We start from the raw sequence: 22,521 nt of genomic DNA on the forward strand, positions 1-22,521 counted from the left end.
GTGCCCGTTCGACCGGCTCGCCGGTGGCATCGGCCAGCGAGTCGCCCTCGGCCGGGAGGCAGGCCAGCACACCGAAGGCGAACTCGCGGCGCTCCCCCAGCCGCTCGTCGCCGACCGCGTCGGCCACACCGGACACGTGGACGCAGTCGTAACCGGACGCTGCGAGGTGATCCCGGACGCCGGTGAACGTGGTGCCGAAGTCTCCGCAGAGCAGCACGGTCCCGGTGCCCTGCGGTGGCGACGCGGGCAAAGCGACCCGACGGTAGGTCTGGACGTACCCGTACTCGCCGGACCCCGTCACGTCGAGGTCGACCGCCGACTTGATGCAGTAGTTGTCGACCGTCAGCAGCACCCGGCCGGCCGGGTCGACCACGGTCACGTCGAACGCGTACAGCGCACCGGCCACGGACTCGGGCCGCCGACGGAAGTACGCGAGCACCCGGGCCGGCAGCGAGTCGCGGACGGTCAGCATCCCGTAGGAGAACGGCAGATACAGCCGTTCCTGGTCGTAGACGTTGCTCGGCGCGTTGATGACGGTGTCGAACAGGGAGGGGTGCAGGACGTAGTCCGACAGCTCGGACCGGTACCGCGACGGCAGCGCGAACTCGTACAGCAGCTCGGTCGACTCCGCGTCGGCGTGCCCGGCGCCCAGCGTCGCGGTCCACCGCTCGCTGACGTCCAGCCCCTTCGCGTGATCGGAACCCTCCGGCTCCCGCAGCGGCCGGTCCAACCGCCGCCGCAGGCCCTCCACGTCCAGCGTCGCGACCGGCTCGACGACGGCGTCGCGGACCAGGTCGGCGCGGGCGTTCTCCACCCACTCACCGTCGGCGCCCCGACTGGCGATGGTGACGGCGGTGAGGTCGCCCGCGCTCTCGAAGATGACGTGCACCTCCTTCTCCTCGCCGTCGGCCACCGCCAGCGGCATGGCGAAGAGGACGTTGCGCAGCGTCACCGCCGATTCGGCCAGGCCGAGCCGCCGCGCCGACGTCACGACCATCTCGACCAGCCCGGTTCCGGGCAGCACGCTGACCCCGTGGATGCGGTGTTCGGCCAGTTCCCAGAAGCGTTCGGGGGTCAGCCGGCACACCACGATGTCGCGGTGCAGCGAACGCACCACGTCCGCGCCGTCGACCAGACCCCGCCGTGCCTGGTCGACGGCGTCGATCCAGCACGGGGTCCGCGCGAACGGGTACGTCGGCAGCGACGTCCGGCGCGCGCCCGCCGGGGCGGCCCGCTGCCAGTCGACCTCCGCGCCACGGGCGTAGAGGGACGCCAACCGGCGCAGCGCGGCGCGGTCGGTCGCCCCGACGGTCGCCGCCGCTTCCCGGTTCAGCTCGTCGTGTTCGGAGTGCAGCAGGTCGTGCGGCTCCCGCTTGTCGCCACGCTCCAGCACCAGGCGGAACGCGCCCCGGCTCAGGTCCGGACCTGCGGCACCGACGTCGCCGTCCTGGAGGAACCGGGCCAGCAACGCGTCGAGTTCCGCCCGGTTCTCGAAGACGAACGCGGCGCGTACGCCATGGTGCAACCGGCCGACCGACGCGGTGAAGGCGAGGTCGGCGAGGTCCGTCTCGGGCCGGGCCAGGACCTCGCGGTAACGCTCGGCGAGCCTGGTCAGGCCCGGGGCGTCGGGAGCGCTCAGCGGCAGCAGGAAGCAGGACGGCGAGCCCCCGCCGGGCCGTGCGCCGACCGGGTCCGCGCTGCGCAGCACGAGGTGGCAGTTCGTCCCGCTCAGCCCGAAGCTGTTGATGCCGGCGAACAACGTCTCCTGGTCGTCGTCGGCCCAGGCCACCGTCCGGTCGTTGACGAACACGGGCGTCTGCGCGAACGCGATGTTCGGGTTCGGCTCCTCGAAGTGCAGGCTCGCCGGCAGGACCCGGTGCTTGAGCGACAGGACGAGTTTGGCCAGCCCCGCAAGGCCGGAGGCGTTGTCCATGTGGCCGATGTACGTTTTGACCGTGCCGATGCCGCAGAACTGCTTGCGGTCGGTCTGCCGGGAGAACGCCCGCTGGATGCCGCTGACCTCGACGGGGTCACCGAGCCTGGTGGCGGTGCCGTGCGCCTCGATGAAGCTGATCTGCTCGGCCCGGACCCCGGAGTCGGCGAGTGCCTCGGTGATGAGGTCGGCCTGCGCGTCGGCGTTGGGCGCGGTGATGCCGTTGGAGGCCCCGTCCTGGTTCACCGCGCCGCCCATGATGACGGCGTGGATGTTGTCGCCGTCGCGCCGCGCCCGGTCCAGCGACTTGAGCACGAAGACGACGCAGCCCTCGGCGGCGCTGGTGCCGTCGCTCCTGCGGTCGAAGGTCCGGGTACGCCGGTCCTCGGAGAGCGTGTCCTGGATGTCCTTGATGCCGATGCCGGACTCGTCGTCGGCGTCGACCGGGAGCAGGTCGGTCTTGACCGCGCCGACGATCGCCATCGAGCACTCGCCGCTCTGGATCGCGCGGTACGCCGTGTACACGGCCACCAATCCCGACGAGCAGGCCGTGTCGACCAGCAGCGACGGTCCCCGCAGGTCCAGCAGGTAGGCGATCCGGCTGGCGATCATCGACCGGATGTTGCCGGCGACCGCGATCTCGGGCGCCCCCGGGCTGACCGCCTGGATCATCGCCCGGTAGTCCTCGCCGAAGTCGGCCGACATGCCCGCGTAGACGCCGACCTTCCGGCCGCCGATGTCCTTGTTCAGGTAACCGGCGTCCTCCAGCGCGGCCCAGGCGGTCTCCAGGAAGATCCGCTGGTTCGGGTCGATCGACTTGGCCTCCTGCCGGGACAGCGAGAAGAACCGGTAGTCGAACTCGGACACGCTGGGCAGCCGGGTGCCGCCGGAGTAGCGCTCGGCCGCGATCGGCAGCCGGACGCCCCGCGCGGCGAGGTAGGCGTCGACGTCGGCCCGTCGGGCTTCCGGCAGGTCCCGGTATCCTTCCTCGCCGCGCAGCAGCGTCGACCAGAACGCGTCGAGGTTCTCCGCCTCGCCGACCCGGCCGCTCATCCCGATGATGGCGACTGGCTCGGCCTTCCGCCGTGGACTGGAGCGCGTGACGGGGACGTCGGCGTCGTCCGGGGGCCCCGTCAGGTCCAGGTCGTCAAGATCGAGCAGGGAACTCATGTGGCGAGCGCCCCCGCGTTCGTCCGGAGGCCGACCTCACGAGTCCGGGACACGATCGACTCGACCCGGTCCCGCTGCTCGGCCTCGGGGACCCGCTTCGTTCCCATGATGGTGAGCAGCAGGTCCAACGCGGTCTGCTTCTGCCGGTCGGAGAGCGACTCCTGGTCGAGCTTGCTGAGCTCCTGGAGCTTGCGGTACGACACGACGACGCCGTTGTGGTACTCGTCGGCGTCGAAGTTCCGGTTGCGGGTGGCCGCCGCAGCTCCCAGGCAGAGCCCGACCAGCCCCGGCTCGCGCTTCTTCAGCTCGACGAGCTGGTCGAGCACCGCGCCGACCCGCTCGGGCTCCTCGTCCAGGTTGTACACCTCGCCCGAGCCGACGGCACCGGTGAGCATCTTCTTCAGCACCTGCTTCGGCCCGACCTCGATCCAGACCGCCGCCTTGCGCTCCACCAGGGACGCCATGATGTCGCTCCACCGCACCGGGCTGGTCAGCTGGACGGCCAGCGCCTCCCGGATGGCCTCGGCGCTCTCGTACACCTCGCCGGTCACGTTGCTGTAGACCGGGACGGCGGGTTCCGCGAACGTGATCTCGTCCAGCGCCCTGGTGTACTCGGGCAGCGCGGCGGCCATGTACGTGCTGTGGAACGCGCCGGCGACGTTGAGTTTGATCACCCGCGCCCCACGGTCCTCCAGGTGGGCGGTCACGCCCAACAGGTCGTCCAGGCTGCCCGACAGCACGGTCTGGGTCTCGCCGTTGTAGTTGGCGACCTGCACGTCGTGACCCGCCGCGTTGAAGTCCCCGACGCACTTCTCCACGTCGGCGGCCGGCATCCGCACCACGGCGATCATCCCGGTGCCGCTGCCCGCAGCACAGCTCTCCATCGCCTCACCGCGCGCCTTGACCAGGCGTACCGCGTCCTCGAACGTCAGCGCGCCCGCCGCGAGCAACGCGGTGATCTCCCCCAGGCTGTGGCCGGTCAGGTACGAGACCGGCACCCTGCGCCCGGCGGCCATCACCTCGTACATCGAGTAGCTGAGCACCAGCAACGCGACCTGCGCGTGCCGGGTCCTGGTCACCTCGGCGGGCGGTGCGGTGAAGCACAGGTCGGCCAGCGAGTACCCGACGATGTCGGACGCCTGCCCGAAGCGGTCCCGCACGCTCTCGTGCTCGTCGAACCACTTCCTGCCCATGCCCGCGAACTGGGAGCCCTGCCCCGGAAACACGATCACGAGATCCTTCATGACTGCACCTTCTCCTTCGAGGCGGGCCGGCCCAGGACTGCGAGGACTTTCAGGTGGCCGCCCATCACCTGCTCGACCCGCGTGGAGTCCACCTCGCGGGCGTGGTCGATCTGGACCGCGACGGGGTCGGCCCGGACGTCGATCGCGTACCCGATGTCGAAGTGGCGGAGGACGTCCACCTCCTCCCACTGCCGGGCGCTGCCGCACGCCACGGAGACGGTGCGGTCGACACCCCGGCAGGCGACGAAGCGGTGCAGGTCGAGCCGGTCGTTGTGGTCGCGCTGCCGCCGGTAGTCGTCCAGCACGTCGGCCAGATCGGTCTTGCCGGCGAAGTCGAACCGCACCACGGTCACCCGGGCGTCGTCGTCCAGGACGCACAGCGAGATGTCATCCGTGCCGACGAGCTTGTGCAGGGCGACGGCGAACGCGACGTGGGCCAGATCCTCCGGCTCCCGCGCTCCGCTGCGCCGCAGCCGCCGCAACGTCGCCCTGGTCCGCGCGGGCAGCGCGGCCTCGACCCGGCCGTCGGCGGTGGCGTCGTGCGTGAACCACGATTCGGGCAGGCGTACCCCGAAACCGGTCAGCAGCGCGTCGGAGTCCTGCCCGGCGAGCCGGGACTCCAGGAGCTTGCGGAGCTTGCCGATCGTCGGGTTCGCGAACAGGTCGCTCACGTCGAGCATGCCCGGGAACTGCCGGTGCAGTTCCTCCAGCAGCAGGACCAGACTGAACGAGTTGCCGCCGAGGTCGAAGAAGCTCTCGTCGGCGCCGATCGGAATGTCACCGAGGACCGTGCGCCAGGCCGTGACCAACTCCTGGGCGACGCCGACACCGCGCTCCTCGGAACGCCCCGGCTCCACCGGCGGGCCGGCGTCGGCCTGCGCCGCCAACGCCGTGCGGTCGACCTTGCCGCTCGTGGTCATGGGGATGTCCGACACCACGGCCAGGGTCGCCGGGACCATGTAGTCGGTCAGCCGCTCGGTCAGCCAGTTCCGCAGCGCCTCCGGTGCCAGGTAGCCGCCCTCGCGTACCTGGTAGAACGCGCGGATGACCTGGCTGCCACTCGGCAACTCCTGGACGATCACCGCCGCGCCGGTCACCATCTCGTGCCCGGTGATGGCCAGCTCGATCTCACCCAACTCGACCCGGTAGCCACGGATCTTGACCTGGTCGTCCACCCGACCCAGGCAGTGGAGCTCGCCGTCCTGCCACCGCGCGCGGTCGCCGCTGAGATAGATCCTGCCGTCACCGAACGGGTTCGCAAGGAACCGCTCGCGGGTCAACTCGGGCCGGTGCAGATACCCGGGCGACACACCGAGCCCGCCGATCCACAGGTTCCCGGTCACTCCCTCCGGCACCAGCCGGAGGTTGTCGTCCAGCACGTACATCGTGGTGTTGGCGATCGGGACGCCGATGGTGACCGTGGCGTCGTCCCCGGTGAGGTCCTTGACGCTGGACCAGATACAGGTCTCGGTCGGGCCGTAGACGTTGTGGACACCCAGCGACCGGTGCTCCCGCAACCGGGGCAGCAGGTCCTCCGGGAACGCCTCACCGCCGACGACGAGCTTGTCCAGCCGCGCCAGCGTGGCGCGGGCCGCCTCGGGGTCGGCGCAGAGCAGACGCAACCGGGTCGGCGTCATCTGGAGGTACTCGACACCGTTGGCCGCGACGAACTCGGCGATGTCCGCCGGCGTACGGACCTCCGACTCACCGGCCACCACCACCGTGCCGCCGCTGGTGAGGGTCAACAGCGTCTCCAGCAGGTGGATGTCGAACGACGGGGTGGTGAGGCAGCCCACCACCTTCCGGTCCGCCCATCCGAGCGCCTCGGGCATCCCGACGAGGAAGTTCGCCAACGACCCGTTCGTGACCGCGACGCCCTTGGGCGTTCCGGTCGACCCGGACGTGAAGATCACGTACGCGAGGTCGTCCGGCCCGCCCGGCGACCCGACCGGCGGCGTCGGACCGGCCGGGATGTCCGCCGGCAGGTGCAGCGCACGGTCACCGAGTCCCACCGCGGCGGCCAGTTCCTCGGCGCAGACGACCCTCGTGGGCTCGGCCGTGTCGATCACGAGTCGGAGCCGCTTCGCCGGGTCCTTGACGTCCATCGGAAGCCACGCGGCACCGATGCGGTTGACCGCGAGCATCAGCGTGACCAGTTCGGGCGTCGGCGGTAGCAGCAGCCCGACCAGGTCGCCCTGACCGAGGCCGTGCTCGTGCAGCAGACCGGCGTACCGGTTCACCCGCTCGGCGAGCTCGGCGTAGCTGACCTCCTCGCCACGGAACCGGAGCGCGGCCCGCTCCGCGTGCTCGCGTACCGCCGTGTCGAACGCCTCGGCAAGGGTCGGCAGGTCCACCACGACCGGTCCGGTGCCCATGGTCAACAGTCGGTCCCGCGTCTCGTCGTCCAACCGGGACAGTTCCCGGAGCGTCTGGTCCGGCTCCCGGACGACCTGGGCGATCAGGTGCACGAACTGCTCGGCCAGCTCGGTCATCCGCCGCTCGCCGTACACGCTGGAGAAGTTCAGGTCGCCGAAGAGGCCACCGTCGCGTTCGGTGAGCTCCAGGGCGAGCGCGAACATCGAGCGGGGCACCCCGAAGTCCTCCGACGTGGCGCTCACGTCACCGAACCGCCGCACGCGCTCGCGGGCGTTGGTGAAGGTGAACATCACGTCGAACAGGGCGTTGCGTCCGAAGTCCCGGTCGAGGTCCAGCTCCTGGACCAGCACGTCGTAGGAGTAGGGCGAATGCTCGACGGCGGCGAGGCTGGTGTCGCGCACCGCGTGGAGCAGGTCCGGCAGACGGGCGTCCGAGGCGGTACGGACACGCAGCGGCAGCGACTGGGCGAACATGCCGACGGTGTCGTCGTACGTGCCGATGATCCGCTGGTCCAGGGGGACGCCCACGCACAGGTCCTCGGTGTCGGCGGCGTTGGCCAGCAGCACCGACCACAGCGACAGATAGAAGATGAACGGGGTGGTGCGGTGCCGCTCGATGACCGCCTTCGCCGCCTGGTGCAGCGCGTCGTCGATGCGGAAGTAGTGGTGCGTCCCGTGGAAGTCGTTGACCAGCGGGTACGGGGAGTCGGTCGGCAGGCTCAGCGGCGGCGGGACGGTCTCGAACTCGCGCAGCCACCATCGCCGGTGTTCCTGGTAGGAGGCCAGGCCGACGGAGCGGGCCTGCTGCCGCACGAACGCCGGGTAGCCGTCGGACCGCACCGGGCTCAGCTCGCCGCGCCCGAGGTGCTCGGCGAGGTCGTTGAGGAGGATGTCGATCGACCCGCCGTCGGCGATGATGTGGTGCAGCGAGAGCAGCAGGTGGTGGACGCCGTCCTCGTCGATGACGATCCCGTAACGCCACAGCGGCGGCGTCGCCAGGTCGAACGGCCGGTTCATCACCGCGACGACGTCCTCGGCGCGCAGTCCGGGCTCGCGCGTGTGGTCGAAGAGGTGGAACTCCGGGGTGACCTCCGCCGCGACGCGGGCCTTGATGTCGGTCGCGTCGATCTCGTAGTAGCCGCGCAGCTTCTCGTGCTTGTCGGCGATCGCCCGGAACGCCTCGGCGAGCCGCTCCCGGTCGGGGGCGCCGTCGAAACGCAGGCCGGCCAGGATCTGGTACGCCTCGTTACCGCCGCGCATCCGCGACAGCACGTAGACCCGCTTCTCCTGCTCGGACACCGCCGTGGGGTCGAGCGGCGTGAGATCGGTGCCCCGGGGCGCGCCGACGGGCAGGCCACGCGGCGCGGTCGACGTCGACCGCCGGAAGTCGAACCCCCCACCGCGCAGCGCCTCGACGCTGGCGCGGATGGCCTCGAAGATGCGGTCCTGATGCTCGCGGGTGTGCGCCAGCGAGAAGTAGGCGGTTCTGCGTTCCCACACGTAGACGCCGTGGAACACCAGGAGCTTGAAGAACAGGTTCAGCGTCAACGACATGTGCCCCATGTCGCGCGGCACGACCGTCTCGTACTTGTACAGCGACGCGAAGTGCGTCACCTTCAGGGGCACCTCCTCCGCGTCGAAGTAGTCGTTCACACGACGGGCGAAGTCGGCGGTGAGCCGGTTGACGGCGGGGAGTGCGGTGGCGCCGTGCTCGCGCAGGTAGGACAGGACGGCCCGGCACGCGGCCATCGTCAACGGGTGCTTGCAGAAGGTCCCGGCGAAGAACGTCGTGGGGACCGCCGGCTTGGAGTCGTCCACGTCCGACCACGCGCCGCCGTCGACGGCGTCGAGGTACCTGCTGCGGCCCGCGATGATGCCGATCGGCATACCGCCTCCGACGAGCTTGCCGTAGAGCGACATGTCCGACTCGACGCCGAAGTGCTCCTGCGCGCCGCCCAGCGCGATCCGGAAGCCCACGATCATCTCGTCGAAGATCAGCGCGATGCCGTTCTCGGTGCAGATCTCGCGCAGCTCCCGCAGGAACTCGGTGGGCTGCAACGTCGGGTTGCGCGACTGGACCGGCTCGACCAGCACGGCGGCCAGCTCGGAGCCGTGCCGCCGGATACGGTCCAGCGATTCGGCGCTGCCATAGGTGAGCACGATCGTGTCGTCGACCGCCGACTGCGGAATACCGATCGAGGTGGGAATGCTCTCCTCGCCGTCGGCCTCGGCCAGCACCGCGTCGTAGCTGCCGTGGAACGAGGTGAGGAACCTGACCACCTTGTCCCGGCCGCTGACGGCCCGGGCCAGGCGCACCGACACCATCACGGCCTCGGTACCGGTGTTGCAGAACGCGACCCGCTCCGCGCCGGTCATCTCGTGGACCAGTGCCGCGACCTCACCCGCCACCATGTTCTGCGGGCCGAGCTCGTAGCCCCGGTCGAGCTGGTCCCGCATCGCGTCGAGGATGAAGTCGGGCTGGTGGCCGAAGAAGTGCACGCCGTAACCCATCGCGGTGTCGACGTACTCGTTGCCGTCCACGTCCCAGAACGTCGCCCCGCGCGACCGGGCCGACACGACCGGGTAGACCGTCTCCTTGATACTCGGGTTGAAGTTCAGCGAGGCGATCCAGTCCGCCAACACCTCGCGGTGCTGCCCGGCATACACCTTGGAGGTGAGTGTCCTCGCGGTGTACCGCGCCACGAAGTCGCGGATGAAGGCGCTCTGCTCGTCGGTGAGCCGGTCCTGACTGAGCTCGATGTTGTTGCTGTACGAGCCGACCTTGCGGGAGACGGGCGTCGCGCGGCGTGCCGTCGTCTCCGGGACGACCGGCGTCGGCGTCGGCGTGCCGGAGGGCACCCCCGACAGCACGGCCAGCTGCTGCTGCATGATCTCCAGCTGCTGCCGGATGAGGTCCTCGACTCCGCGCGCCGGTGTGCCGGCCGGGTCGAGTCGACCGCGGATCTCGGCCGGCGGCGCGGCGGCGGCCCGCGGTTCCGGAAGCGCGACGGCCACGGGCTCCGCCGACGGCACCGGCGTCACCTCGGCGGGCCGCTGTTCGAGAACGAAGTCGGCCAGCAGACCCGGCGTGTAGAGGGACTCGAAGAACGCCTTGATCGGGATCTCGACGGTGTACTCGGCCTCGACGCGCTTGCCCAACTGGACGAGCATCAGGGAGTCGACTCCCAGCGCGAACAGGTGCACCGACTCGTCGATCGCGTCGACGCCGACCCCGGTGACCTGGCTGACGCACTGCTTGACGAACGTGAGGACGGGTCCTCGATCGGCCATCCGCTGGACACCGGTCCTTTCCGGTTCGGCGACGGCGGGCCGCGCCACGGCGATGTGGTCTCCGGCGCGGTCGGAATACCAGATCCGCTGCCGGTCGAAGGGCGTACGCGGCAGGTCGCGGACGAGGCCGCCCGCCGCGCCGGGCAGCCGACCGAACTCCAGCGACCGGCCCAGCCGCCACAGCTCACCCGCGCTCTCGAGCAGCTGCCGACAATCGGAGCGCCCCTTGCGCAGGCTCGGAACGACGATGGCGGCGTCCGCGAACTCCTGCGCGATCAGACCGCCGACCGTGGCCGTCGCGCCGATCTCGACGAAGACCCGCGAGCCGCGCGCGATCGCGACCCCGACGGCCGCCTGGAACAGGACCGGCTCGACGAGGTGCCGGCTCCAGTACGACGCGTCGATCGGCGCGTCCGCCGTGACCGGCCCACCGGTGCGCGTCGAGATCCACGGGATGGCCGGATGCTCGAACTCGTGGTGCCGGATCTGCGCGTACAGGTCGTCGGCGGCCTGAGCCATCCGAACCGAGTGGTACGGGTGTGAGACGTCCAGGCGCTCGGTGAAGATCCGCTGTCTGCGGGCGGCCCTCAACACCTCGGCCAGGCTCTCGGCGGACCCGGCGACGGTAGTGTTCTCGGCAGCGTTGACGGCGGCGACGGAGACGTCGGGATAGTCGGTCAGCAGCTGTTCCGCCCGCTCCCGGGAGCACAGCAGCGTCGCCATGGAGCCGTCGCCGGTCGAGGCCGCCACGACCCGCGCCCGGCGGGTCACCAGGTCGACCGCCTGCGTGAGACTCATGACGGAGGCGAAGCAGGCGGCCGTGTACTCGCCGATGCTGTGGCCGATCACAGCCGACGGCGTGACGCCGAGCGCCTGCCAGTACCGCGCGAGCGCCAACCCGACCGCGAAGATCATGGGCTGGGTCTGCCGCGGCGACTGGAACGACGCCTCGTCGTCACCGAACATCGCCTCGATCGGGGAGACGTCGCCGAGCCGCCGGAACACCCGGTCGATCTCGTCCAACTCGCGCCGGAACAGGTCGGCGTGCTGGTACAGCTCCCGCGCCATGCCCGGGTACTGCGTACCCTGGCCGGAGAAGACGAAGACCTGTCCCGGGTCCGCCTGGTCACGCACGCCCCCGTCGGCCAGCACCGCCTCGACCGCACCCGGGATGTCGGTGACGGCGTCGCAGACCAGTGCCGCCCGGTGTCGCAGACCCGCCCGCCGCGTGCCCAGCGTGTGCGCGATGTCGGCGAGGTCGGCGGTCGTGTCAGCACTCCACTCGCCGAGGGTCCGCAGGGCGGCGCGCAGCGCCGCGTCCGACTTCGCCGAGACGGGCAGCAGGCGCGGCAGACCGGGCGTCGACGACGTGCGGCGCGACGTCGGCTCGTACTCCTCCACGATGATGTGGGCGTTGCTGCCGCTGATGCCGAAGGAGCTGATCCCGGCACGCCGCCGGCCGCCGGCCGGCTGCCACGCGATCTCGTCCGCCACCACCTCGATCGGGACGGCGTCCCAGTCGATCAGGCGGTTGCCCTCGCGAAAGTGCAGGGTGGCCGGAAGGCGGCCGTGCTGCATCGACACGATCACCTTGCACAGCGCCGCCATACCCGCCGCGGACTCCAGGTGCCCGAGGTTGGACTTGACGCTGCCGACGCGCAGTTTGCCGCTCCGGCCGGCGAAGACCCGGGCCAGGGCGTTGAGCTCCTGCGGATCGCCGATCGGTGTGCCCGAGCCGTGGGCCTCGACGTAGGAGACGTCCTCGATCCCGACGCCCGCCTCGGCCATCGCGGCCTCGACCACCCGTTGCTGGGCGGCCCCGCTCGGGACGGTGAACCCACCGCCCTGGCCGTTGTGGTTGATCGCCGACCCGCTGATCACGGCCAGGATGTCGTCACCGTCGCGTTCGGCGTCGGAGAGCCGTTTGAGGATGACGACCGTTCCGCCCTCACTGCGGATGTAGCCGTCGGCCCCGTCGTCGAAGCTGCGACACCGCCCGGTCGGGGACAGCGCCTGTAGGCGCGACCACGACACGTGCCCCTCGGGGCTGAGGATCAGGTTCACCGCCGCAGCGACGACCATGTCGCAGCCGCCCTGCCGCAGTTCCCGTCCGGCCTGGTGCAGCGCGTACAGCGAGGAGGCGCAGGCCGCGTCGATCGCCTGGCTGGGACCGTCGAAGCCGTAGCTGTAGGAGATCCGCCCGGCCGCCGAGTTGGCCATGTTCCCGGTGTAGGTGTACCGCTCCGCCGGGTGCCCGAGGTTCTTGCCGACCTGGGCGTAGTCGTTGTTGTAGATACCGACGAACACGCCGACGCGCCGGTCCCGCCCCGCCGTCACCGGGTTCAACCCGGCGTCTTCGAGCGCCTCCCAGGTCAGTTCCAGCAGCAGGCGCTGCTGCGGGTCGATCGACGCGGCTTCCGCGGGCGAGATGCTGAAGAACAGCGGATCGAACTGGTCCACCTGGTCGAGGTAGCCGCCCTGGGTGGTGGTCACCTCGCTGGTGTCGAGGTCGCTGTGCGACCACCGGTCGGCGGGTACCTCCCGCACCACGTCGACCTTGCCGCTCAACGTCTCCCAGAGCTGGTGCCGGGTGCCGATCCCGCCGGGGAGCCGGAACGCCATGCCGACCACCGCGACGGGCTCCGCGGAGTACGACCCCGTCGACGCCGGGGCGGCGGCGCGCGCCTCGGCCGGTGCGCGTCCCCGCTCGACCCGGCGGGTCAGCTCGTCGGTGAGCGCGTGCGCGGTGGGATGGTCGATGATGAACGTGCTCTCCAGCGCGACACCGAGTTCCCTGGCCAGCCCGCTCTGGAGCTCGATCAGCTGCACCGACGTGCAGCCCAGCTCGAACAGGCTCCTGGTGTGGTCGTCCTGGGCCAGTTCCGGGCCGATACCGAGCACGCCCGCGACCTGTGTGGACACCAGGCTCGCCACCGACCGGACCGGTGCGACGTCCGCGCCGGCTCCGGCCGATCCGGGCAGGTCCAGGTCGGGCAGGTCGATCGGCCGGCCGCGCCCGGCGAACACCGGCTCCCAGTTCACCGCGAGACCCTGGACGTGCGCCTCGGCGAGCGAGGCCAGGAAGTGATCCATGCGCTGCCCGTCGCGACGCAGGGAGTGGAGTACCGGCACCGCCGTGCCGACGGCTTCCACGGTCTGCCGCATGGCCAGGGTCAGCACCGGGTGTGCGCTGAGCTCGACAAAAGCCTGATAGCCGTCGGCCAGCATGGCCCTCGTGGCGCTCTCGAAGAGCATCGGTCGACGCAGGTTGTGATACCAGTACTGCGCGTCCAGCCCGGCGGTGTCGAAGGCCCCACCCGTCATGCCGGAGTAGAACGGAATGTCCGAGGTGCGCGGGCTGATCGAGGCGAGCGAGGTCAGCACGGTGTCCCGCACCTCCTCGACGCGCGGCGAGTGCGCGGCCAGCGGCACGGATGTCACGTGCGCGTAGACGCCTGCGGCGCGCAACTGCTCGGCGGCGAGCGCGAGAACCGCGCTGTCACCGGAGACCACCACCGTGCGGGGTGCCATCAGGCCGGAGACGTCGACGTCGTGACCGTGCTCGGCGAACCACGAGGTCACCTCGTGCACCGGCAACGCCACCACGGCCATCCCGCCTCGGCCGGCCAGCGTCGACTGGGCCCGGCTCCACAGCACGGCGGTCCTCGCGGCGTCGTCCAGCGACAGTGCCCCGGACACGCAGGCGGCGGCAGCCTCGCCGATGCTGTGCGCCACGACCGCCTGTGGCTCGACACCGTGCGAACGCCACAACTCGGCGAGCGCGACCATGATCGAGAACAGCACCGGCTGCACGACGTCGGTCTGCTGGTACAGGTCCGTGGAGTCCGACCTCAGCACGTCGACCAGCGACCAGTCCACGTGCGGTGCGAGCGCGTCGGCGCAGTCCCCGATGCGCCGGGCGAACACCGGCGCGGAGTCGAGCAGCTCTGCCGCCATACCCGGCCAGATCGCGCCCTGGCCGGGGAAGACGAACGCCGGGCGGGTCACGTCCGCCGCCGTCGCCCGCGCCACGTGCGGACTCGGCCGCCCCTGGGCGAGCAGCCGTACCGCCGTCACGAGGCTGTCGCCGCCGCCCAGCAGCACGGCCCGGTGCGCCTGTGACGGGCGGGCCGCCAGCGTGCGCCCCACGTCCCAGGGGTCGGCGGCGCACTCCTCGACGAGGTCACGCAACCGCCCGGCGACATCGCGCAGCGCCTGCTCGTTCGGCGTACTGAGGATCCAGGGAATGGTCACCGGTGCCTCACCACCCAGCCACCGGGGGTGCTTGCCATGACGGTCTCCAGGGTGTTCGCGGCGCGCGGGATCGGACACGGGGTCATCGCCTATGCCTTCCGGGCGTACTTCTTGTAGCCGGCGTCGGCGATCATGATCTGCTGCAGCTGGGAGGTGCCCTCGATGATTTCGAGGATCTTCGCCTCCCGGAACAGGCGTTCCGCGGGGTATCCCGACCAGCACCCGTTCCCACCCAGCACCTGGACCGCGTCCGACGTCGCACGTTGGGCGACGGTGGACGAGAAGTACTTCGCGATGATCGTCTCGGTGGCCGCGTCGGCACTGCGCTGCGCGAGCGACCGGCCCGCGCTGCGACACAGTTCCCGGGCCGCGGCGACGCTGGTGACCGCGTCGGCGACCATCTTCTGCACCAACTGCTGCGTGCCGATCTTGACCCCGAACTGCTCGCGTCGCGTCGCGTAGGTGCACATCTCCTCCAGCGCCGCCTGGGCCAGCGCGACACCGGCCCACGCGATGCTGTAGCGACCGTGCAGGAGGGCCGTGTTCACCACGAAGCCGAAGCCGGCCCCGATACCCGCGATGAGGTTCTCCGCCGGCACCTCGACGTCGTCCAGCTCGATCTCCGCGATGTGGGTCGCGCGGTTGCCCAGGAAGCCGGACATCGGCCAGGTCCGTACGCCGGGCATGTCGCGTTCCACCATGAACGCGCTCGTGACGCCGTTGTCGGTCGCCAGCACCAGGATCAGGTCGGCCACACCGGCGAAGGAGATCCACTTCTTGCGTCCGTTGAGGACGAAGGAGTCGCCCTTCCTGATGTACGTCGTGGCGACCGCCGCCGCGTCCGACCCGGCGCCCTCCTCGGACAGCGCGAAGCAGCCGATCATCTCGCCCCGGGCGAGGGCGGTGAGGTACTTCTCCTTGAGCCGCCGCGACGCCAGTTCCAGCAGCGTCCCGGCGACGATCGAGGTGTGGACGGTCAGCAGCGCCCGGGTGGACGCGCAGGCCTTGCCGATCGCCTCGGTGACCTCGCCGTACTCCAGCGGGTCCAGGCCGAGTCCGCCCCACTTCGTCGGGATCGACGCACCGAGCAGACCTTCCGCCGCCATCCTCTGGATGACGTCGCGCGGCAGGGCCTCGTCCCGGTCGAACTCCGCGGCCCGTGGGGCCAGCTCGGTCTCGGCGAAGAGCATGGCGCGTGCGATGACGTCGGACCTGTCCATGTCACTCACCAGCCGAGGCCTTCAGTTCACCCACCATGTCCGCGAGGCGGCGGACCGAACTGAAGTTCTGCAGGATGATGTAGTCGTCCGGAACCACGAGGTCGAACGTGGACTCGACGTAGTGCAGGAGCTGCATGGCGAACAACGACGTGAAATAGCCACGCTCGAAGATGTTCTCCTCGTCGTCCAGCTCGACGTCCTTGAACGCGGTCATGTTCTCCCGGAGGTACTCCCGGATCCTGTTCGCAGCGTCCGCCACCATCACGTCTGCCATGTTCACCACCGCCTCGTCACGCATCGATCTTGACCTTGATGTAACCGGGATAGTCCTGACGGACCGCGAGATCGTGCTCGTACAGGTAGTCGTTGCCCTCGCGCCACACCACGCGGAAGTTCGCCAACTGGTACGTCACCAGCATCTGGCGGTTCCGGTCGGTCCGGCGGAAGCGGGCCAGGAGACGCTTCCCGTTCTCGGCGGCCCGGTTCAACAGGAAGGACAGCAGGACCGTGCCCACGCCCTTGGACACCGTCCGACACGACATCAGCAGGAGGTTGACCGTCCAGCGGTCGTCCTGCTTCTCCACCAGCGCCACGCCGATCTTGCCGTAGGAGCCGTAGCGGTCGGTCAGCTCGCACACCCAGATGTCGTGGTCGGGGCTGCCCATCAGCTCTTCGAGCTGCTGGTGCGAGTACTGGATGCCGGTGGAGTTCAGCTGGTTGGTGCGCTCGGTCAGCTCAGCGAGGCGCAGCAGGTCGCCGTCCCTCGCTTGAGAAATCGTGAAGATCATGTCGAGACCGCTGAGGAACTCGTCCGGGGCGCCCCGGTGCTCGAGCTCCGCGGCGTTGCGCGCGTGATCCTCCAGGTACATCCGCCGACGGCGGGCGGCGTCCTCGGTCACCACCGGGGGTGACAGGCGCGGAATCGCGAGCAGGGTGCCCAGATCCGCCGCGTCGACCGTCTCGACCTCCGGGTGGGCGAAGGCCACCTCGTCGCGCTCGAACGGCTGGTCGTCCACGAACATGATCGTGTCGATGCCGATGTTCAGCTTCTCGCGGATCGCGGCGAGCGAGCTGGACTTGCTGTTCCAGTTGATCTGCGGATAGAGGAAGTACTCGGCGAGGCCGACCTCCTCCAGCTTGCGCACCGCGTCGTCGTGGTTGTTCTTGCTGGCCACCGACTGAAGGATGCCGCGCGCATCCAGGGTCTTGATCACGTTGACCACGTCGTCGCGGAGGACGAGGTCATCGCCGGCGGACAGGGTGCCGTGCCACAGCGTGTCGTCGAGGTCCCAGACGACACACTTCGCCATCTTCATAGATCGAAGTCCTCCAGGGGGATCGCTGCCCGGTGGCGCAGCCGATGACCGCGTCAGCGTTCGGGGAGATCTCAGTGGTTCGCGTAGGTGTAGAAGCCCTGACCGCTCTTCCGTCCCAGCCGGCCCGCGGCGACCATCTTCTTCAGCGTCGGGCAACAGCGGAACTTGCTGTCCTGGAACTCCGCGTAGAGCACGTTCAGGGAGTCGACCACGGTGTCCAGGCCGATGAGGTCGGCGGTCTCCAGCGGGCCCATCCTGTGCCCGTACCCGAGCTTGAAGATGGCGTCGATCTGCTCCGGCTCGGCGACGCCGTCGTGCACCAGGAAGGCCGCCTCGTTCATGAACAGGTGCGACAACCGGTTGGACACGAAGCCGGGCATGTCGTTGACCACGATGGACTGCTTGCCGAGCGACCGGACGAACTCCTCGGCCTGCTTGATCGTGTCCTCGGAGGTGTGGTAGCCACGGACGACCTCCGCGCACTCCAGCAGGGGAACCGGATTCATGAAGTGGATGCCGACGACGTTGTGGGGTCGTGGCGTGCCGGCGGCGAGCTTGGTGATGGAGATACAGCTCGTGTTCACGGCGATCTTCGTGCTCTCGCCGCAGACGTCACGCAGATCGAGGTACAGGCGCTCCTTGGCGGCCAGGTCCTCGACGATGTTCTCGACGATCCAGTCGACTCCGGCGAGGTCGCCGAGGTCGGTGCCGAAGCGGATGCGGCCCAGGATCTCGTCGGCCTTCCAGGCGGCGGCGGCCGGAGACATCATCCGGAACTTCCGGACGAGCTGCCGGATGTCCCGGGGCGCGGTGGCCAGCACGTCGGAGTCGTGGTCGGACAGGATGACGTCGTAACCCTTGGCCGCGCACGTGATGGCCACGTCCTTGCCCATGACGCCCGCGCCGATGACCCCTACTGTCGCCATTGTCCAGCCGCCCCCGGTAATGATGGAAAGGGCACGCGTAATGTACGCGAACATCGCTCCAACATTCGCCTTCGCACACCCATATGGACGACGCCGGGCTGAGTCGGCCCGGCGTCGGAGGAACCTATTACACGATTGCCCCGTTTGTTCGGAGACCCTGCACGCAATGAGTGGACATCAGCAGAAGGTGCCCGCTTCGCCTTCATTGCAAGTTGCATGAGATTGTCAACTCCGTGCGACGGACCATACACGGAAGCGCCGCAAGCCGTAAAGACGAGCATCGACACTACGGGCAGTAGTGGCTCAATTGCACACTGCTTCGGGGGCGATTGGCCGCCGCGACAGGACGATCAAAACGGCAAAAAATTCGCACCCGAGCGGCCTGGCCCCCCGCCCCTTAAAGCCCTCGGTTTCGCAGTGTCAGCGGCCAATCCGGTCAAAAGTAGGGATGAATAGATGATCCGGCGAGCCCTTGCGGCCGAAGGCGTTATCTGATCCACATGCGACAGACGGTCCGGCAGCCGGGCGGCCCACGTCAGGACAACCGCAGGTCAACGACGCAGCGGACGCGCCGCAACCATGCCGCACCACCCCATTTACGGACGATCAAAGGAAAGCACGCGGATCACACTTCACGACGGGCCGGCCCGAACCGGCCGCGTCCGCACGCGTCCGGAGCCCGCCCGAACCGTTGCACACGACCCCCTCCCGCCGGCAGTACGTCTCAGATTGGCGACGACGTGCCAAACCGATAATGCATCCGCTTACCCGCCACTCCACCCACACACCGCCCTCTAGTCGACTCCGGCAAGACTCAGCCGCCGATTAGTGATGACACGCCTTTAATGTCCATCTTGGATGTGACAGAACCGATATCACCGGTGGGGAAATTTGCTGTCGCAAATTCCTGTCCGGAGAGCGCTCCATGGGTGCGCCTGTTCCGACTCGGACTTAACGCCAAGGAAGCCGGGTAGCGAATTCCGGGAGTCAGCGCCATGCACGGAACGGCTCACTGCTTGGCAACAACACCGGCGGACGGTTACCGTTCCCCGAGCCGGAACAGCCCCGCAGGTGCGTTAACCCGACAGGCGCTTCACCCGACCGGCACGACTGGCGTCACGCGTCGCCAGCCATTCGACGACACACCGAACCCGAGGACGAATCATGGACCGAACGTTCGCCGACGACGTCGGCGACTGGCTGGTCGCCCAGGCCGACTCGCTCATCAAGGACGGTGGCACCAGAGAGCTCATGCGATCGACCTGGTCCGTGCTGCCCGAGGTGTGGCCTCCCGATCCGGCGACCGAGGTGTTCACGTCCGCGCTGCCCCTGGGCTCCGGCACCCGGTTCCTCGAGATCGGGTGCGGCGCGGGCGTCACGAGCGTGGTGGCCGCCATGAGTGGCTGCGAACGCGTCGTCGCGACCGACATCAACCCGGCTGCGGTGGCCAACACCGTGCTCAACGCCAAGGCACACGACGTCGGGCACAAGGTCGAAGCGCTGACCAGCGACCTGTTCCTCGAACTCGGCCCGGAGGACGTCTTCGACCTGATCGTGTCCAACCCGCCCCTCGTGCGGGCGCGGGAGGACCGGGCCTACGACCGGCCGATCGAGCATTCGGTGTTCGACCCCGGGTACGCCCTCCACCAGCGCTTCTTCCATGAGGTGAAGCCGCACCTCGCCGCCGGCGGGCACATCTTCATGAACACCAGCGACACGATGGGCGATCCGCACTCCATCGTCTCCCTCGCGGTGCGGATGGGCTTCTCCGCGCGCAAGCACCACTCGAACCGGATCGAGATTCCCGGGACGCTGATCGGGTGGACCCCCGCCATCGCCGCCGCCGCCGACGACCGCGGGATGATCTACATCGACTCTTCCATCTACGACTTCGAGCTGCTCTGAGCAGAGGCGGCAGCCACGGTGTGCGGCCACGACACGTGTGGCGCCGCCGGCAGCCTCGTACCGCAGGTCGCCGACGACCGGGTCAGCGGCTCCCCACCGCGGGTGGCGGCGGTGAGTGGTGCCCGGTCGCGGGTGGCGACTGCTGACCGAGCAACCAGCGCCGCCAACCCGCCACGTCCTTGCCCGCACTCGTCGATCTGACCCGCACGTCGCCCAGCAGCGAGTGCACCCTGACCCGGATCCGCGGCGTTCCCGGCACCGGGGGCATCGACGCCAACCGGAGCTCCCGGTCGCTGAGCAACCCGATACCGGCGAGCTCCACATCCACCCCGTCGGGCACATCGATCTTGATGTCACCCAGGAGGCTCCACGCCTCGATCTCCACCACGGCCTCGGCGCAGACAGTCGTCCGCAGATCCAGATGCACATCGCCGAGCACGCTGAACATCCGCAGTCGGGCGGGCAACCGCCACCGTCCCACCCGCCGCTGGTCACCGAGGAACGCGACCACGGTCGACACGGTCTGCGTACTACCGACCGGAGGCGCGGAAACCACCACCCCGGCCGTCGCCCGCTCCAGATCCTCGATGCGCTCGGCCGCCCACACCGCCCCGACCCGATCGCTGAACTCCTCCAGGGTCAGCCGGCCCTCGCCGACCGCCTCCTGCAGCGCCGTCGCGGCGGCCTCCTGCTCCAGCTCACTCGGCTTCCGTGACAACTGCTCAGGTCGAGGCTCGATCTCCACGCCGTGGAGCCTACCCGGCCGACGCTCACCCGCTCCTCGTGCAACTCCCCGCCCGACGCCGCCTCCGGCAACACCTTCTCCGCCTTCCACCCCGACGCCCGGTACTCCCCGGACCGACCGTTCACCATCTGACACGGGTGATCGGCTGCTACCGGGCGGGAGCCAGGTGGACTAGCGTCTAAGCCCACCAGCGCGTACGCCGTCGCCGTCGATACGCCCCGGCCGACCCCGATCCGCCCGATCGGTGGGTTCTCACGGGAACACCCCGTCACCGCTTCACCTGTTGGGCAGGATCGTCCCCAACGAGGAGGTGCCGTCGTGGTGCAGGACACCCGCGCTCTCGCCCTGACGTTCGAGGTGAGCGGCCTGCCACCGGTCAAGACCGAGGCGCTGTCCATCTTCGCTGCCGGTCACCGGCAGGCGACGAGAGTACGCACCCTGCTCCGGGCCGCCTGCGAGGCGGCACAGAAGACCGGCTGGACCCCGCTGTCCGGCCCGATCGAGGTGGACCTGACGCTGCGCTGCCCGCCCGGGCACCGCACCTCCGACGCCAGCACCCTGCTGGGCGGGGTGTGCGCGGTGCTGCAGGACAAGAAGCGGGTGACCAGCATCGGCCTCGCCCACCTCGGTGTCCTGGTCGACGTCGCCCTCTACGAGGACGACCGGCAGATCCGCCGGTTGTCGTACGCGGAGGAGCCCGGCGAGGAATTCTCGTACCAGGTCCGCGTCGCCGCGGTACCGAACGTGGTTTGACGGACGGTCGTGGTCGGGTACCGCTGCCGCCGACGAAGGGAGCACCGATGTCGGAGCCACATGTCACGCTGGAACCTCGTGACCCGGTCCAGGAGAAACTGCGCGGGCCCTTGGAGCAGCAGCTGACATCGGCACTCCAGGTCGCCGCCGAGCGGATCCGGGACGCCTACACCGGCGAGCCGGTGGAGCAGGTCTGCCAGCAACTGCTCGACGAGACCCGGGCCGGCCTGCACCCGGACATCGCCGCGGCCTTCCAACCCGACATGGACGAGTTCTGCCGGGTCGCCGTCGCCATCGTGCGCGGCGAGACCACCTGAGCCGACCCGACGACGACACGGGTCAGGACCGGACCCGCACGACCCGGCCCTGACCCGTCCGGCGTGGGCAGCGAACCAGCCGCCTGCCGACGCACGTGTCAGCACGCGCCGGCACGGCAGCCGGTCCACCAGCACTCAGCTCCACGGTGCCCCACGACCGGACCCGGTACCGCGACCCACCCCGGCGAGTCGCGGCACCTGGGGCCGAGGCTAGGCGTGCCCGGGTCGAGCCCGCGCGGGCCGGCACGCACTATTGCCAGCAACGGGAAATAGCGGCAGGAGCGTGTAACACCCGGCGGGCGCCAGGCGCTGACCCGGTCGGAGCGACTGATCAGCGGACCACCGGGTCACCGGCGGCCCCGGTCGGCCTCAGAAGTGCGCGAGCAGGTCGGGAAAAGCGCGCAGACGCAGGACGCCCTCGTCGGTCGGGTCCAGTTCGTCGTGCTCCAACACCCACGTGTTGTCGTTCGGGATGAACACCGCCCGCCATCCGGCCGCCCGTGCCGGCAGGATGTCCGACCGGGGCGAGTTGCCGATCATCCACGCCCGGGTCGGGTCGACGGCATGCTCCCGGCTCAACCGGTGATAGGTCGCCACGTCCTTCTCCGGCACGATGTGCGCCGCCGTGAAGTGGTGCAGCAGCCCACACGCGTCCAGCTTGCGCTGCTGTTCCTCGCGCTCCCCCTTGGTCAGCAGCAGCAACTCGTGCCGCCCGGCCAACTCGTCCAGCGCGTCGGCCACCCCCGGCATCAGCTCGACCTGATGGTTGATCAGCGCCATAGCCAACTCGTCGATCTCGCGGCGCTCCGCCTCGGTGGCGGGCCGTTCCCGCAGCCGCTCCAGGCACTCCCGCAGGCTGCGCAGGAAGACCTTGCTGCCGTACCCGTGCGCGACGGCGTTGGCCCGCTCGATGTCGTCGAGCACCGCCCGCAGCTGCGTCCGGTCGAGCGTCGGATGGTCCACCCAGCTCAGGAAGTCGTCGATCACCCGCTCGAAGACGACGTTGTTCTCCCAGAGCGTGTCGTCCGCATCGAAGACGAGCACCTGCCCCGACTCGATCGACCTGTCATGC

Annotated in this window: 13 protein-coding genes (1 of these 13 running past the window's edge); 4 read left to right on the plus strand and 9 right to left on the minus strand. The window is 69.6% G+C overall.

The genetic code is table 11. From position 1 onward, the window contains the following. The 7 genes from HUT12_RS21865 to HUT12_RS21895 form a co-directional block, all read right to left on the minus strand. Positions 1-3,103: the 5' portion of a type I polyketide synthase gene (locus HUT12_RS21865; RefSeq protein WP_176094560.1), read on the minus strand. Its footprint begins 1,490 nt before the window's first position; only the first 3,103 of its 4,593 coding nucleotides appear in the window; the start codon lies at positions 3,101-3,103; the stop codon falls past the left edge of the window. Further along, positions 3,100-4,347 (minus strand): ACP S-malonyltransferase, encoded by a 1,248-nt coding sequence (locus tag HUT12_RS21870; protein ID WP_176094561.1) that lies wholly within the window; start codon positions 4,345-4,347, stop codon positions 3,100-3,102. Before HUT12_RS21870 ends, HUT12_RS21865 begins: the two co-directional genes overlap by 4 nt. Next, positions 4,344-14,267 carry a non-ribosomal peptide synthetase/type I polyketide synthase gene (locus HUT12_RS21875; RefSeq protein WP_217706034.1) on the minus strand — a complete coding sequence of 3,308 codons (9,924 nt, stop codon included), beginning with the start codon at positions 14,265-14,267 and terminating at the stop codon, positions 4,344-4,346. The genes HUT12_RS21870 and HUT12_RS21875 overlap by 4 nt, the downstream gene beginning before the upstream one ends. A gap of 89 nt (positions 14,268-14,356) precedes the next feature. Continuing rightward, positions 14,357-15,487: an acyl-CoA dehydrogenase family protein gene (locus HUT12_RS21880; protein ID WP_131052702.1), complete on the minus strand. Its 1,131-nt coding sequence runs from the start codon at positions 15,485-15,487 to the stop codon at positions 14,357-14,359. A 1-nt stretch (position 15,488) separates the two neighbouring features. Continuing rightward, entirely contained in the window at positions 15,489-15,785 is a 297-nt protein-coding gene (locus HUT12_RS21885) for a phosphopantetheine-binding protein (protein WP_201272343.1), read from the minus strand. Then, the gene (locus HUT12_RS21890; protein ID WP_131052701.1) at positions 15,778-16,803 is read right to left on the minus strand and encodes an HAD family hydrolase; all 1,026 of its coding nucleotides are present in this window, start codon (positions 16,801-16,803) and stop codon (positions 15,778-15,780) included. The genes HUT12_RS21885 and HUT12_RS21890 overlap by 8 nt, the downstream gene beginning before the upstream one ends. A gap of 71 nt (positions 16,804-16,874) precedes the next feature. Next, complete coding sequence (locus tag HUT12_RS21895) at positions 16,875-17,729, minus strand: 3-hydroxyacyl-CoA dehydrogenase family protein (protein WP_176094562.1); 855 nt, start codon at positions 17,727-17,729, stop codon at positions 16,875-16,877. Positions 17,730-18,893: 1,164 nt separating this feature from the next. On the opposite strand from HUT12_RS21895, the gene HUT12_RS21900 reads away from it, so the two are divergent. Next, positions 18,894-19,634: a methyltransferase gene (locus HUT12_RS21900; protein ID WP_176094563.1), complete on the plus strand. Its 741-nt coding sequence runs from the start codon at positions 18,894-18,896 to the stop codon at positions 19,632-19,634. Positions 19,635-19,716: 82 nt separating this feature from the next. On the opposite strand, the gene HUT12_RS21905 is transcribed toward HUT12_RS21900, so the two are convergent. After that, the gene (locus HUT12_RS21905; RefSeq protein ID WP_161594940.1) at positions 19,717-20,379 is read right to left on the minus strand and encodes a DUF1707 domain-containing protein; all 663 of its coding nucleotides are present in this window, start codon (positions 20,377-20,379) and stop codon (positions 19,717-19,719) included. Positions 20,380-20,382: 3 nt separating this feature from the next. On the opposite strand from HUT12_RS21905, the gene HUT12_RS33235 reads away from it, so the two are divergent. The 3 genes from HUT12_RS33235 (at position 20,383) to HUT12_RS21915 (ending at position 21,449) form a co-directional block, all read left to right on the plus strand. Continuing rightward, entirely contained in the window at positions 20,383-20,511 is a 129-nt protein-coding gene (locus tag HUT12_RS33235; RefSeq protein ID WP_255446604.1) for a hypothetical protein, read from the plus strand. 189 nt (positions 20,512-20,700) lie between these two features. Next, positions 20,701-21,132, plus strand: a complete 432-nt coding sequence (locus HUT12_RS21910; protein ID WP_131052704.1) for a hypothetical protein — start codon at positions 20,701-20,703, stop codon at positions 21,130-21,132. A 47-nt stretch (positions 21,133-21,179) separates the two neighbouring features. Then, positions 21,180-21,449 (plus strand): hypothetical protein, encoded by a 270-nt coding sequence (locus tag HUT12_RS21915; protein ID WP_131052697.1) that lies wholly within the window; start codon positions 21,180-21,182, stop codon positions 21,447-21,449. Positions 21,450-21,818: 369 nt separating this feature from the next. On the opposite strand, the gene HUT12_RS21920 is transcribed toward HUT12_RS21915, so the two are convergent. Then, positions 21,819-22,493, minus strand: coding sequence for an HAD family hydrolase (locus HUT12_RS21920; RefSeq protein WP_131052703.1), 675 nt, complete (start codon positions 22,491-22,493; stop codon positions 21,819-21,821). Between the last annotated feature and the right edge of the window lie 28 nt (positions 22,494-22,521).

Source organism: Verrucosispora sp. NA02020 (assembly GCF_013364215.1).
Classification (GTDB): Bacteria; Actinomycetota; Actinomycetes; order Mycobacteriales; family Micromonosporaceae; genus Micromonospora.